Raw genomic sequence first — 14,216 nt, 5'->3', positions numbered from 1 at the left:
CGATCACGACGCGACCGCGGCGGTCGGGGCGAGCTGCGCGACGTGGCGCGGGTCGGCCATGCCGACGAGCACCGCGCGCGTCCCGACGTAGGGCTCGCGGCCGTGGGCGGTGCGCACGTTGTCGACGAGCAGCAGGTCACCGGCCTCCCACGGCTCGCGGAGCGTGTGCTGCTCGTAGGCCTCGTTGATCAGCGCGACCACGTCCGCGCCGACCTCCTCCCCGTCGCCGAAGCGGGTGGTGAACGGCAGGCCCTCCTCGCCGAACACCTCCAGCAGGAACGCGCGGATCTCCTCGTCCAGGGTGTGGGCGTTGAGGAACGCGATCTGGTTGAACCAGCACCGCACGCCGGTGACCGGGTGCCGGGCCACGGCGGGCCGTCGCTGCCGGGTCCGCAGCCCGCCGTCGTCCCGCCAGGCGAACTCGATGCCGTGGGTGCGGCAGTAGTGCTCGACGGCGCGCGGGTCGTCGGTGCCGAAGGCCTCGCTCCAGGGCGCGCCGAGGTCGTCGCCGTAGGAGCGGTCGAGGCGCCAGCCCTCCTGCTCGCAGCGCGCGACGAGCTCGGCGGGCAGGGCCGCGAGCACCGCGGCGGCGTCGGCGATCGTCGTCGCGCCGCCCGTGGCGGGGGCGACGAGGCAGGCGAACATCATCGTGCCGGGGAACTGCAGCCCGTAGCTCAGCTCGTGGTGCAGGCACATCCGCTGGTGCGCGGGCCACTTCGTCGACGAGTGGGCGCCGCTCGGGTAGGGCTGGCGCGGCGCGAACGCCTCCCGCTCGGGCAGCAGCCCGCCGGGCGCGAGGGCGCGCAGGGCGGCGCCGGCGTCGACGTCGTCGCGCAGCCCGAGTCCGCGCAGCAGGACCGCGCCGTGGGCCAGGACCGCCGCGCGGACGGCGTCGCGGTGACGGTCGAGCCACCCCACCGGGTCCCCGCCGACGTCGACGGCCAGCTGCGGGGGCCGGCCGGGCGGGCGCTGCACGGGGAGGTCGGGGTGGGCCATCGCGGGTTCCTCCGGGCGGGTCGTCACGGCGAGGGGACGGGGTCGGCGGCGGCGCGGACGACGCGCGCGGCGGCCGCCGGGCGGGTGCGCAGGAAGTGGTGGCCGCCGTCGTCGAGGACGTGCAGGTCGACCTGCCGGGCGAACAGCCCCCAGTCGCGGTGGCGGGACTCGCGACCGGCGGTGCCGGGGTCGTCGGCGGCCAGCACCACGGACACGGGCGTGGCGAGGCGGTCGGCCGGCGGGTCCTCGAGCGCGCCGACGAGGTAGCCGTGGGCGGCCAGGCAGTCGTGGCGGAAGGCCGCGGCCGCCCGCGCGGCCCGGTCGGGAGCGAGGTCCGGCGGGGCGGCGCTGCTCGCGAGCAGGTCGGCGTCGCTCCGGGCCACCAGCTCGGCGGCGTCGCGGCGGCGGGCGTCGGCGTCGCCGAGCAGCTGGGCGCCGATCACCACCCGGTGGGCGGGCGCGCCCCGGTCCTCGAGCCGCCGGGCCACCGCCAGGGCCGTCGCGGCGCCCGCGGAGTGACCCCAGAGGACGACGCCGGGCAGCGCCCGGTCGGCGATCTCCGCGGCGATACGGTCGGCGACCTCGTCGAGGGCCAGCAGGGTCCCGTCGGTGTCGTCGCTGCCGTCGGGGTCGTGCCCGGGCAGCTCGACGGCGTGCACCGCGAGCCCGCTGCCGCGCAGCGCCGTGGCCAGCGGCCGGAAGTTCACCGCGTGACCGCCGGCGGGCGGCAGCCCGACGAGCGTGGCGCGACCGCCCTCGCCGGGGTCCGACAGCACCTGGAGCAGCCCGGTCGACGGGGGCGGGCGCTCGTCGATCAGCGCGGCGAGGTCGGCGAGGACCGGGTGGCGCGTGACCTCGGCGAGCGAGACCTCCTTGCCCAGGCGCAGCACCATCGTCACCGCCTGCAGCGACGAGCCGCCCCGGTCGAAGAAGTGGTCGTCGCGCCCGATCGCGGTCTCGTCCACGCCCAGCAGCGGTGCCCACACCGCCGCGAGCCGGCGCTCGGTCGGCGTCACGACCGACCCGCCGGGACGGGCATCTCGCGGGCCGGGTTGCCGCCCCAGGACTCGCCCGCCGGGACCTCCTCGCCCTTCATGAGGAAGGTGTCCGGGGCGAGGACGGCGCCGTCGCCGATCGTGGTGCCGTAGTGGGCGAACGCTCCCACGCCGAGGGTGACGCGCGAGCCCACCGTGATCAGCTCGGACTTGAACGCGCCGTCCTCCTGCGAGTGGCACTGCAGGACCGTCTGGGTGTTGAACGTGCACTCGTCGCCAATGGTGGTGAACGTCCGCTCGGTGAGGTTGGCGCCGTCGTCGAAGACACGCCTGCCGATCCGCACGCCGAGCATCCGCCAGACCAGGTTCTTGTAGGGCGTGCCGTTGAACAGCGCCACCCAGTCCGGCAGGGCCACCTTCCAGAAGCGCTCGTGGCGCCAGAAGGCGTGGTCGTAGATCGAGCGGCCCTCGGGCGCCCGGCACATCAGCGGCGCCACGGATCGCTCGACCAGCACGAGCCACAGCGTTCCGAAGACGAAGATCAAGAGCTGCGCCACGAGCATCTCGACCGCCCCGAGCCGCACCGGGACCGAGGCGACGCACGCGACGAAGGCCGCCATGGCGAGGAAGAGCCACCAGCGCACGAGCAGGTACAGCGCCATCGTCGTGGCGTTGTGCCGGTTCTTGCGCCGCAGACCGCGGGCGAGCTCGTCACCGGACTGGTCGAGGGCGCTGTCGCGGCGGACGGTGCGGGGGATCTCGAAGCTCGGTGAGCCGAGCAGCCCCACGCCCTCCCGTACCGGGCCGTCGACCGGGATCATGGCCTTCGTCGCGAGCAGGCAGTCGTCGCCCGTCCGCCCCTGCGCGGGGTAGTGGATCTTGTTCCCGAGGAAGTTGTGGGCCCCGATCGCCGTCGGGGACACCCGGAACGAGGTGGCGGAGTAGTCGGCGTTCATCACCGACAGGCCGTCGGCGACGACCGTCCCGCTGCCGACGTGGGTGAGGTACGGGTTCTCCTGCTTGACCATCATGCCGAAGTTCGAACCGGTCTGGACCAGCGGCCGCATCCGGTACCCGAGTCGGCCCAGGTAGCGGGCGATCGCGGAGCTGTCACCGAACAGGTAGGTGAACGCGGTGACGTTGGTCAGGCCGGAGACCCACCGGTGGCACCAGTAGTGCAGGCCGTAGAGGGCGTAGACGCGGTCGGGACGGACACCCAGGGCGAACAGCCGCGGCAGCGTGGCGACGATCAGCAGGCCGAGCAGCAGCAGCCCGAAGACCACGATCACCGAGACGAGCAGGGTCTCGATCCAGAACAGTCGGCTGGTCAGGGCCCCGGGCCCGGGCTCGATGAGCGCGCGCAGCTGCGGGACCTCCAGCAGCAGCAGGGCCGCGCCGCCGGCCGCGATCGGCAGGACCACGGCGAGCAGGACGGTGAGCGAGACCAGCGAGTACGCGACCTTGCGCAGCGCCCCGCACCGCATCGGCGGCACCGTCGGGTAGGTCGTCGGGGCCTCGCGGGCGGGGGAGCCGTGCCAGGTGGCCCCGGCGGGCACCGCCTGCCCGCGGTGCAGCGACGAGCTGTGCCCGAGGGTCGCGCCGTCACCGATGGCGGTGTCGATGTCGAGCACGACGTTCTCGCCGATCACGGCGTCGCGCCCGATCGTCACCGGCCCGGTCTGGATCACGCCGTCGTGGGCCCGGTAGCCGGAGAAGATCACGTCGTTGCGGACGAGCGCCCCCGGGCCGACGGTCAGGAGGTCGGCGCAGACCGGCACGGGCCCGGACAGCAGCACGGTGCCCTTGCCGATCCGCGCGCCGAGCGCCCGGAGGTAGAACGGGTAGATCGGCGTGCCGACGAACAGCACGAGAGGGCTGGTCTGCACGAGGACCCTGACGATCCACAGCCGCAGGTACGTCGCGCCCCAGATCGGGAACTCCCGGGCCCGCCAGCGCCCCACGAGGAGCCACTTGAGCGCGATCGGGAGCACCGAGAGCACGGCGAAGGCGAAGGAGCCGACGGCCACCGCGCGCAGGTAGAGGTGCAGCTCGTCGGGCGCGAGGGCCAGCCACTCGAACGCCCAGGTGACGATCGTCGCGGCGACGTACGTGTAGCCGAGGACGAAGAGCAGCTGTCCCGCACCGCAGAGCACGTAGGCGAGCTGACCGGCGCGGGGGGTGGCCACCGGCTCGGGGTCCGGCTCCGGCGCGGGGTCCGGCTCCGCCTCGGGCGCGGGTGCGGTGGGCGCGGGCGCGGGCGCGGGCGCCGGGATCGTCGGGGTCAGGGCTCGGGCCAGCTCGGCGACGGTGGGGTGGGCGTAGACGTCCTGCATCGCGATCGAGGGCAGGTCGGGGTGCTTGCGGACCCGGGTGCAGAAGCGGGCCATGAGCATCGAGTCCGCGCCCAGGTCGTCGAAGACGTGCGCGTCGACCGGCACCTCGTCGCGCTCCAGCGCCCCGGCCAGCACCTCGGCGAGCAGGGCCTGGGTGCGGTCGGGCGTCGTGGGGGGAGGAGCCGCCGGGGGAGCGGTCGGGGGCGCGAGGGCGCTCGCGAGCTGCGCGACGGTGGGGTGGGCGTAGACGTCCTGCATCGCGATCGAGGGCAGGTCGGGGTGCTTGCGGACCCGGGTGCAGAAGCGGGCCATGAGCATCGAGTCCGCGCCGAGGTCGTCGAAGACGTGCGCGTCGACCGGGACCTCGTCGCGCTCGAGCGCCCCGGCGAGGATCTCGGCGAGCAGCGCCTGCGTGCGATCGGCCGGCGGCCCGGGCTGCGTCCCGGGAGGCGTCTCGGGTGGCGTCTCGGGAGGCGCGGCGGGTGGGGGCGACAGGGCGGCGGTGGACAGGGCGGCGGTCGAGAGGGCGACGGTGGGGGCGGTGTCCGCCTCGGGAGCGGAGGTCGTGACCCGGGCGCGGGGGCGCGGGGTGGGTGGGAGCGGTGGGGCCGGGGGGAGCGGCGGGAGCGGCACCGCCGGGGCGGTGACCGTGGCCGGCCGGGGAGCGATCACCGTTGTCGGCCGGGCGCCGCGACCGGCGGCGTCGACGAGCCGCCCCAGGAACTCGACCTCGCCGCCCTCGGTGACGCGGCCGAGGTCGCCGGTCCGCACCACGCGACCCGAGGGGTTGCCCGGGATGCCGAGGGGGTCGGGGACGAAGGTCTCGCGGTCGAGCTCGGCGCGCCCGACGTAGCCGCGTGCCACCCCGGTCCCCGCGAGGCCGATCTCGCCCACCGCGCCCGGCGGCAGCGTGCGCGCGGGCCGGCCCGGGTCGAGGACGACGACGCGCGCGATGGGCAGCGGGACGCCGAGGGTGGCGGTGCGGTGGGGGCGGAGCTCGGTCCACAGCGCCGCGACCGTCGCCTCGGGCGGGCCGTACACCCCGACGAGGCGGCGGCCGGGGCGGTGCCAGCGACCGAGGAGGTCCTGCGGGTACGACGGGCCCGGGACGACGAGGAGGCGCAGATCGGGCAGGTCCTCGTCGATCCCGGCGAGCAGGTCGGGCCCGGCGCACAGCACCGAGATCCGCCGGGCGCGCAGGTGGCGGCCGAGGGCGGCGGGCGCCCGCTCGACCCCGTCCGGCGGCACGACGACCGTGGCCCCGCGCGTCCAGGGGAGCCAGGTCTCGATCACCGCGAGGTCGGAACCGGGTGCCGCGCCGCGGTGCACCCTGTCGCCGGGCCGGACACCGAGCACGTCCCCGAGAACCCGCACGAGCGCGACGGCGGCGGTGTGGTCGACGGCCGTGGCCCGCATCGCGCCGCCGTCGGTGGTGTGGACGACGTAGGCGAGCGCGTCCCGGCGGGGACCGCACTCGACGTCGAGCAGCGCGCGCCCGTCCTGCTCGGCGACCAGGGCGGCGGCCCGGTCGAGGGCGACGACGTCCGCGCCCGCGGCCACCGCCGGCGCGGTCAGGTCCGGGGTGTCCCGGTCGGTGGTGAGCACGGTCGTGGCGCCGACGTCGGCGAGCAGCACCGTGATGTCGTCGGGGGACAGGCCCGGGGCGATCGTGACCGTCGCGGCGCCCAGGCGCGCGACGGCGAGCAGCGCGAGGTGGGCCGCGTCGGGGCTGTCGAGGCGCAACGCCACGCGGTCGCCCCCGCGGACCCCGTGGAGCCGCAGGTAGCGCGCGAGGCGGTTCGCGTCGGCGTCGAGCCCCCCGTAGGACAGGGTGCGGTCGGGGATCTCCAGCGCGACCGTGTCGAGCCGGTCGGCGTCCCGCAACGACGCGCAGCGCGTCGTCACCAGGTCGTCGAGGCGCTCCCCGGCACGGGCGCGGGGGCCCTGGGCCTCACGCCCGTCGATGAGGACGTGGTCGGCGTGGGACGGGTCGGGCGCCGGCGGCCCCGCGATGCGGAGCAGCGGGCGCGGTGTGTCGGACCCCCACGTCAGGATCGGCACCCGGGACGTCATCGGTCAGGCCGATCGGGCGTCGACGGCGGCGGCCTCCCGCCCGAGCACCGAGTCGCCGTAGTGCTCGAGCACCCAGGAGCGTGAGTAGACGGTGTCGAGGTACCGCTCGCCCATGTCCGGGGCGATCGCGACCGCGGTGAGATCGGGCGCGCCGTAGCGGTCGAGCCACGCCGAGGCGCCGCTGACCACCGTTCCCGTCGAGCCGCCGAAGAGGAAGCCGCGCGCGGCCAGTCGGTGGCAGGCGCGGACGGTGTCCTCCTCCTCGACGCGCACGACGTCGTCGACCAGCGACGCGTCGAGCTGGGGCGGTGGCACGCTCATGCCGAGACCCGGGATCAGGCGCCGCGAGGCCGGGCCGCCGAAGCTCACCGAGCCCACGGCGTCGACGGCGACGATGCGCACGTCCGGGTTCCACCAGCGGAACCAGCGCGCACAGCCCATCAGCGTTCCGGTGGTGCCCGCGCCGACGAACAGCACGTCGAGCTCGGGGAACTCGCGGGCGATCGCGGGTGCCGTCGTGCGGTGATGGGCCCCCCAGTTGGCCGGGTTGGCGTACTGGTCGAGCCAGACGTAGCGCGGGCTCGAGGAGCAGAGCCGCTGGATGTGATCGAGGCGGGCGCCGAGGAGGCCGGTCACCGGGTTCGGCTCGGTCACGGTGTGGACGTCGCTGCCGAGCGTCCGGATGAGCCGGCGGGTGGTCTCGTTGCAGCGTGAATCGGTCACGCAGAGGAACCGATAGCCCTTGCTCGCCGCGACCATGGCCAGGGCCACCCCGAGGTTCCCCGACGACGACTCGACGAGGATCGACCACTGGTTGAGCAGCCCGTCGCGCTCGGCCGCCTCGACCATCCCGAGGGCCGCCTTCAATTTGATGGAGCCCGCGAAGTTGAATCCCTCGCACTTGAGGTAGAGCGCGTGACCGGTCATCGCGCGCAGGTTGACGAACAGTTCGTCCTCGTTGTACTCGAGGGGATCGGAGATGATGGTCACGACGGTTCCCCCCGTTGCGCTGTGTGCCCGGTCGACGACGCAGAATGGTCGGCTCTTCGCGTCCCACCGTCGCCCCGAATGTCGTTGCCCCGTGCCCCAGCACGCCGAGCGGCGCCCTCGTCGGAACCGGCCCCGAGCCGCGTCCCGATCGACCGGCGCGCCCCGCGTCGTGTCGGTCCTCCGCCCGCCCCACCCATGGCGTCCCCCTGCACTTCGTCGTGCCGGCCTGTGTGTTCCAGTTCACCGCTGACCCGACGTTCGTTACTCAGAGGTGGAATCTACGAGTCTTGTTCACTCGTTCAGCGCAGCAAAACACCGAGTGGCCGTCTTTGTGGGAGCAAACCGGACAACGGACCGTCGCCGTCAGTGACGATTGCCCGACGGGTGAGTCACCCCGTTGGACACAACGACGTCGTCTCGTGTGTCGAGCGGTTCCCGGCCCACGCCCGTGGCGCGACGGCCGTCCCTCCCACTCCCGACCGACGGGAGCCGCCGTCCGGGGCTCGACCCCGCGGCGCGACCGAACCACCCCGGGGCCGTGGGCTTCGGAGCGATAACGATTCCTTGTCGTCTCCCGGGCACGGGTGCACAGTCGGGGCTCCCCGACGTGCGGGCGACCACTGAAGCGGGGGGCCACCGCCTTCCGTTCCGGCCGTCGCGGAGTGCGAGGTCGGCACGCGGGGACGTCGGTGCACCGTTGCGCCGAGGGTGGGGGAGACCGTGTTGATCGACGAGCTCGACGAACAGGCAGAAAGGGCGTCGCGGGACGACCGAGCAGCGCTCGAAGAATTGCTCGGTGTCCTGACCCCGATCGTCGAACGCTATTGCCGCGCGCGGTTCGGCGGCCGGGAGCGGCCGACCGCCTCGACGGAGGACCTGACCCAGGACGTGTTGCTCTCCGTCATCACGGCGCTCCCGCGGTGGCGCCGCGCCGACGGGCCCTTCCTCGCCTTCGTCTACGGCATCGCGGCCCACAAGGTCTCGAACACCTTCCGCTCGCTCGGTCGGGACCGCAGCGCCGCCACCTCGGACGTGCCCGAGCTGCTCGACATCGCCGAGGTCGCCTCCGGCCCCGAGCAGCAGGCCATCGACGCCTGGACCCACCACCGCTTGGGCCGCCTGCTCGGGCACCTACCCGACCGGCAGCGCGACGTCCTGGTCCTGCGGACCGTCGTCGGGCTCTCGGTCGACGAGGTCGCTCACGCCACCGGCATCACGGCCGGTGCGGTGCGCATCGCGCAGCACCGGGCGCTCTGCCGGCTGCGCCAGGTCCTGGAGGGCGACATCACCGCGGGTCGGCGGTCCCCACGATCCGCCGCTCCGGTCGACCGCGACCGGCGGAGGGCACGCGCCGGTGGTGCCGGGTGAGCGACGACGTCCCCGGTGGCGAAGCGTCCGCCGGCCGCGACCCCGCGGACGACGGGCCGGGGCCGTGCGACCACCACCCGTGGCGGGGTGCTCCCGTCGAGGACGCCTGTCCCGACGACGACGCCTGTCTCGACGCCGACGCCTGCCTCGACGACGACGCCTTCCTCGATGCCCTCGCCGCCGGGAGGCGCGCAACGACCGAGCCGCTCGTCGACCACACCGACGACGAGGTGGAGCGGGAGCTCGTCGCGGCGCTCCTGGCGTGGCGACGGAGCGTGTCCCGCTGCCCGCGGACCTGGTCGGTCGACGTCGACCGCGCGGCGGAGCTGGTCGCGCAGGCTCGTGCCACGGGTCGTCCGCGCCGGGTCGGCCCTCGCCGCGCCCTCACCGCCGCGGCCCTGGCCGGCCTGGTCGTGGTGCTCGTGTGGTCGGCTCCCGGCGCGCGCCCGCCGTCACCGGCGAGCGAGGACGCCGTCCAGCTCGCGTCGACGGACCTCGACCAGGCCGCGGCCGCAGTGCGGCGTGGTGACCTCGCCCGGGCCGGCGAGGCGCTGACCCGGGCCGACCAGCGGCTCGCAACGGTGCCGCCGACGGACCGCGACCGCGAGTCGGCCGCGGTCCGCGCCCGCTGGCGGGCACTGCACGACGAGGTGCAGTCGCGACCCGGCCCCTCGCGCCGGAGCACGACAGGCTCGGGGGACGAGCCGCGGACATCGGGGGCCTCGCGGACCTCGGGGACCTCGGGGACCTCGGAGCCCTCGCGGACCTCGGAGCCCTCGCGGACCTCGGAGCCCTCGGAGCCCTCGCGGACCTCGGAACGATCGTCGGAGAGCGCTCGGGCCGCCGCTCCCGCGACGGGATCATCCCCTGATCGCCCGACACGAACCCCGTCGCGGACCCCCACCCACGCGCCGGACCACACGCCCTCGGCCCGGCCGCCCAACGTCCCGGGAGACACGGACGACCCCGAGCCGAGCCGGGAACCGAGCCGGGAGCCGAGCCGAGAACCGAGCCGAGAACCGAGCCGAGAACCGAGCCGGGAGGACGACTCGGGGTCGGGGACGGACCGGGACGCGGGGACGCCGCCGCGCACGGAGGAGCCCGGCGAGCGCCGGGGGAGACACGGGACCGAGGCGCCGGACCGGACGGTTCCCCCGCGGGAGGCCCTGGCCGGCGACTCCACCCCGCCCCCGTCGACGCGGTTGTCGACGAGAGCCGCGTCACCGCTCGGCGAACGGCAGACCCCGCGCCGGGATCGCGCCGCGGAGAGCGACGAGCCCGACGCTCAGGACCGGAGCGCCGGAGCGGACGACCAGGACCACGAACACCACGAGGACCACGACGACGAGGACGACGAGGACGACGAGGAGGAGGACGACGACTGACGACGTCGTCCAGCAGGAGAGACCCCGGGGGGAGAGAAGAGGGAAGTGTGTCCGAGGGGGGACTTGAACCCCCACGCCCTACTAGGGCACTAGCACCTCAAGCTAGCGCGTCTGCCATTCCGCCACTCGGACTTGCGTGGAACCAGCGTAGACGACGCCGCGCCGCCCGATCACGGTGGGTGGCAGGATGCGGCGCATGGGTCGTGCCGAGGACGAGGTCGTGACGCTGACCAGCGAGCTCATCCAGATCGACAGCCAGAACACCGGCGAGCTCGCGACGACGACGGGCGAGGCCGAGGCCGCCGCCTACGTGGACGCGAAGCTGCGGGAGGTCGGGTACGAGACCGAGGTGGTCGAGTCCGGGGCTCCCGGACGCCACAACGTGTTCGCCCGCCTGAAGGGCGCGGACCCGGACCGGCCGGCGCTGCTCGTGCACGGGCACCTCGACGTCGTGCCCTTCGACGAGAGCGAGTGGTCGGTCCACCCGCTGTCGGGATCCGTGCAGGACGGTTACGTCTGGGGCCGCGGCGCGGTGGACATGAAGGACATGGACGCCATGATCCTGGCGCTCGCGCGCCAGTTCAAAGCCGAGGGCACGGTGCCCCCGCGGGACCTGGTCTTCGCGTTCCTCGCCGACGAGGAGGCGGGCGGCGCCTACGGCTCGCACTGGCTCGCCGAGCACCGCCCCGACCTGTTCGCGGGCTGCACCGAGGCGCTCGGCGAGGTCGGCGGCTTCTCGCTGACCCTCGGCGAGGACGTCCGCGTCTACCCGGTGATGACCGCCGAGAAGTCGATCGCCTGGATGAAGCTGCGGGTGCGCTCGCGCCCCGGCCACGGCTCGATGGTCCACGACGAGAACGCCGTGACGATCCTCGCCGAGGCCATCGCGCGCCTGGGTCGTCACCGCTTCCCGCTGGTCCTCACCGAATCCGTGCAGGGCTTCTTCGACGAGGTCACGGCGCTGACCGGCATCGAGTTTCCCACCGACTCCGCCGCCGCGCTCGACTCGGCGGTCGCGAAGCTCGGCGGGGTCGCCCGGGTGGTCGGCGCGACCACCCGCGACACCGCGAACCCGACGATGCTGCAGGCCGGCTACAAGGCCAACGTCATCCCGTCGGTGGCCGAGGCGACCGTCGACTGCCGCGTGCTGCCCGGCCGCCAGGAGGCCTTCGAGCGCGAGCTCGACGAGCTGCTCGGGCCCGACGTCGAGCGCGAGTGGATCCGCAACCTCGAGGCCGTCGAGACCCCCTTCGACGGCGAGCTCGTCGACGTCATCACCCGCGCGGTGCAGGAGGAGGACCCCCAGGCCCACACGCTGCCCTACATGATGTCGGGCGGCACCGACGCGAAGGCGTTCGTGAAGCTGGGGATGCGCTGCTTCGGGTTCGCCCCGCTGCGCCTGCCCCCGGACCTCGACTTCACCGCGCTCTTCCACGGTATCGACGAGCGGGTGCCGGTCGACGCCCTGCAGTTCGGCACCCGGGTGCTCGAGCGCGTCCTGCTGCGGGCGTGACGGAGCTCCTGATGCGCGCCTGGCGGGTGCCGCGGCTCGGCCCGTTCGCCGAGGTGCTCGAGGTCGCCGACGTCCCGCGCCCCGAGCCGGGGGAGGAGCAGACGCGCGTGCGGGTCGCCGCGGCCGCCCTGAACTTCGCCGACATCCTGTACGTCTCCGGCGACTACCAGGACCGGGTGCCGCCGCCGTTCACGCCCGGGCTCGAGGTGGCCGGGGTGACCGACGACGGCCGCCGCGTGCTCGGTCCCGTGGTGATGCCGCACGGCGGGTTCGCCGAGGAGGCGGTGCTGCGCACGACGTGGCCCTGGCCCGAGGGGATGAGCGCGGCCCAGGCGGCCGGGTTCTTCGTCGCGTACCAGACGGGCTGGTGCGCGCTGCACCACCGCACGACGCTGCGCGCGGGGGAGACGCTGCTCGTCCTCGCCGCCGCGGGCGGGGTGGGCGCGGCCGCCGTCCAGCTCGGCAAGGCCGCCGACGCGCGGGTGATCGCGGTGGTCGGTGACGAGGACAAGGCCGCCGTGGCGCGGTCCCTCGGCGCCGACGAGGTGCTGGTCGACCCCGACGACCTCGTGACCGCGGTGCGCGAGCTCACCGCCGGCCGCGGCGCCGACGTCGTCTACGACCCCGTGGGCGGCGACACCTTCGACGGCGTCCGCCGCGCGGTGGCGTGGGAGGGGCGCCTGCTCGTCATCGGCTTCGCCGGCGGACGACCCGCCGACGCGCCCACCAACCACGCGCTGGTGAAGAACTACGCCGTGGTGGGCGTGCACTGGGCCCACTACCAGCAGCGGTCCCCGGACCTCGTCGTCGCCTGGCAGCGGGAGATCGAGGCGCTGTGGGATCGCCGGGCGATCGACCCGCTCGTGGGCGCCGAGTACGCGTTCGACGACCTGCCCGCCGCCCTGACCGAGCTCGCGGCCCGCCGGACCACCGGCCGCGTGGTGCTGCTCGCGCCGTAGACCACCGCGGCCGGCGTCGCGCCGCTGCCGGGTCGCCGCGCGCCCCTCCGACCGCTCAGCATCGGGCGCGATCGGGAGGACCTGTGCCCGAGACCGCGTCGACAACGCGCGCCAGTGTCGACAACGCGCGGCTGCGACGACTCCGCCGCGGCGAACCGATCCCGGTCGGCGTCGTTCTCGACGCGATCTTGCGCACAGGTCCGGGCCAGGACCCGCGCCCGGCTCACCCCGAGGCGCTCAGGTCGCGAGCCCCGCCGCCAACGATCGGGAGAGCTTGCGCCGCAGCCACACCTTCCGGGTGCCGTCGGCGTAGAGCAGCGTGCGGGCGAGCTCCCAGCCGCCGAACTCGGCCCGGATGCCGAGCTGGACCGTGGCCGAGATCCGTGTGATGTCCGGAGGCAGCCGGACGGGCTGGTACTCCCAGTCCCCTTCGACCACCGCCGAACCCACGAGAGCCCCGCCATCGCGGGCACCAGCGTCGTTCACGAGCCGACCACCTCCGAGACACCTGACGGAGCGGGCACCACCGTACGCACAGGCGCTCATCCCGCGCACGCGTCGCGCGGCGTCGCGGGACCTGGATCGCGTCACTCCCAGGGCGGGAGGTCCGGCTCCTCGTCCTCGACGTCGGGGTCGACCGGGGAGCTGACGTCGTCGAGCGCGCCCCGGATCGCCGAGGGCAGCACGAGCTCCTCGGCGGCCAGCGACCCGAGCAGCTGCGCCCCGTCGCGGGCCCCGACGACGGGGGCGACGACGCCGGGCCGGTCGCGGACCCAGGCGAGCGCGACCGCCAGGGGCGAGGTGCCCAGCCCGTGCGCGGCGGTCACGACGGCCTGCACGATCCGCGCGGTGCGCTCGGTGCGGTGCCGAGCGACGTAGCCGGCGAGGTGTTCCGACGCGCCTCGGGAGTCGGCGGGCACGCCCTCGCGGTACTTGCCCGTGAGCACCCCGCGGCCCAGCGGCGCCCACGGCAGCAGCCCGAGGCCGTGGTGCTCCGCGGCCGGCAGCACCTCGGACTCCACCGAGCGCTCGAGCAGCGAGTACTCCGACTGCACCGACACCAGCGGCAACGACGTCAGCGCCTGCCGCGTCGCCGCCGAGGCGACCTGCCAGCCCGCGTAGTTCGCGACCCCGGCGTAGCGGGCGCGCCCGGTGGTGAGCGCCACGTCGAGCGCGGCGAGCGTCTCCTCCAGCGGCACGTCGTCGTCCCAGGCGTGCAACTGCCACAGGTCGACGTAGTCGGTGTTGAGCCGGTCGAGCGAGTCGTCGAGGGCCGTCAGCAGGGCCGCCCGCGAGGCACCCCCGCCGAACGGGCCGTCCTCGCGCCGGGCGCCCGCCTTCGTCGCCACCACGACCTCGCCGCGCGGGATGACGTCGTCGAAGAGGCCGCCGAGGATCCTCTCGGCCTCGCCGCCGGCGTAGACGTCCGCGGTGTCGACGAGGGTCCCGCCGGCGTCGAGGAAGGCCAGCAGGGCCGCGCCCGCCTCGTCGGCGTCGGTGTCGCGGCCCCAGCTCATCGTGCCCAGGGCCAGCCGCGAGACCCGCAGCCCGCTCGTGCCCAGGCGTCGCTGCTCCACGGGGAACCACCTTACGAAGAGGTCACG

The 14,216-nt window shown here is 74.9% G+C and carries 10 protein-coding genes and 1 tRNA gene; 4 read left to right on the top strand and 7 right to left on the bottom strand.

Features of this window, described 5'->3' with window-relative positions:
• Positions 1–3: 3 nt before the first annotated feature.
• From ACYX4T_RS05440 to sbnA, 4 genes are read right to left on the bottom strand one after another with little or no spacing between them, the layout of a single operon-like run.
• Positions 4–996 (bottom strand): TauD/TfdA family dioxygenase, encoded by a 993-nt coding sequence (locus ACYX4T_RS05440; protein WP_476013551.1) that lies wholly within the window; start codon positions 994–996, stop codon positions 4–6.
• 23 nt (positions 997–1,019) lie between these two features.
• Positions 1,020–2,012, bottom strand: a complete 993-nt coding sequence (locus tag ACYX4T_RS05435) for an alpha/beta fold hydrolase (protein WP_476013550.1) — start codon at positions 2,010–2,012, stop codon at positions 1,020–1,022.
• Positions 2,009–6,385, bottom strand: a complete 4,377-nt coding sequence (locus ACYX4T_RS05430; RefSeq protein WP_476013549.1) for a Pls/PosA family non-ribosomal peptide synthetase — start codon at positions 6,383–6,385, stop codon at positions 2,009–2,011. Before ACYX4T_RS05430 ends, ACYX4T_RS05435 begins: the two co-directional genes overlap by 4 nt.
• 15 nt (positions 6,386–6,400) lie before the next feature.
• A complete protein-coding gene (gene sbnA / locus ACYX4T_RS05425; protein WP_476013548.1) occupies positions 6,401–7,387 on the bottom strand; it encodes a 2,3-diaminopropionate biosynthesis protein SbnA in 987 nt (328 codons plus the stop codon).
• A 708-nt stretch (positions 7,388–8,095) separates the two neighbouring features.
• Here sbnA and ACYX4T_RS05420 point away from each other — a divergent pair.
• Together ACYX4T_RS05420 and ACYX4T_RS05415 are read left to right on the top strand one after the other, a co-directional pair.
• On the top strand, positions 8,096–8,755 hold the full coding sequence (locus tag ACYX4T_RS05420; RefSeq protein ID WP_476013547.1) for a sigma-70 family RNA polymerase sigma factor: 660 nt from the start codon (positions 8,096–8,098) through the stop codon (positions 8,753–8,755).
• Positions 8,752–10,140 carry a hypothetical protein gene (locus tag ACYX4T_RS05415; RefSeq protein WP_476013546.1) on the top strand — a complete coding sequence of 463 codons (1,389 nt, stop codon included), beginning with the start codon at positions 8,752–8,754 and terminating at the stop codon, positions 10,138–10,140. Before ACYX4T_RS05420 ends, ACYX4T_RS05415 begins: the two co-directional genes overlap by 4 nt.
• A gap of 48 nt (positions 10,141–10,188) precedes the next feature.
• On the opposite strand, the gene ACYX4T_RS05410 is transcribed toward ACYX4T_RS05415, so the two are convergent.
• Positions 10,189–10,272: transfer RNA gene (locus ACYX4T_RS05410), tRNA-Leu, on the bottom strand.
• Positions 10,273–10,336: 64 nt separating this feature from the next.
• Between ACYX4T_RS05410 and ACYX4T_RS05405 the strand changes: the two genes are divergently transcribed.
• Positions 10,337–11,653: a M20/M25/M40 family metallo-hydrolase gene (locus tag ACYX4T_RS05405; protein WP_476013545.1), complete on the top strand. Its 1,317-nt coding sequence runs from the start codon at positions 10,337–10,339 to the stop codon at positions 11,651–11,653.
• Positions 11,650–12,612: an NADPH:quinone oxidoreductase family protein gene (locus tag ACYX4T_RS05400; protein WP_476013544.1), complete on the top strand. Its 963-nt coding sequence runs from the start codon at positions 11,650–11,652 to the stop codon at positions 12,610–12,612. The genes ACYX4T_RS05405 and ACYX4T_RS05400 overlap by 4 nt, the downstream gene beginning before the upstream one ends.
• Before the next feature lie 237 nt (positions 12,613–12,849).
• Here ACYX4T_RS05400 and ACYX4T_RS05395 read toward each other — a convergent pair whose 3' ends face one another.
• Together ACYX4T_RS05395 and ACYX4T_RS05390 are read right to left on the bottom strand one after the other, a co-directional pair.
• Positions 12,850–13,050: a DUF5703 family protein gene (locus ACYX4T_RS05395; protein ID WP_476013543.1), complete on the bottom strand. Its 201-nt coding sequence runs from the start codon at positions 13,048–13,050 to the stop codon at positions 12,850–12,852.
• A 149-nt stretch (positions 13,051–13,199) separates the two neighbouring features.
• Positions 13,200–14,189, bottom strand: coding sequence for an aldo/keto reductase (locus tag ACYX4T_RS05390; RefSeq protein ID WP_476013542.1), 990 nt, complete (start codon positions 14,187–14,189; stop codon positions 13,200–13,202).
• Positions 14,190–14,216: the final 27 nt, after the last annotated feature.

It is taken from the genome of Actinomycetospora sp. ABD4_176, assembly GCF_056311855.1.
This window is presented reverse-complemented; position numbering and strand designations above follow the sequence as displayed.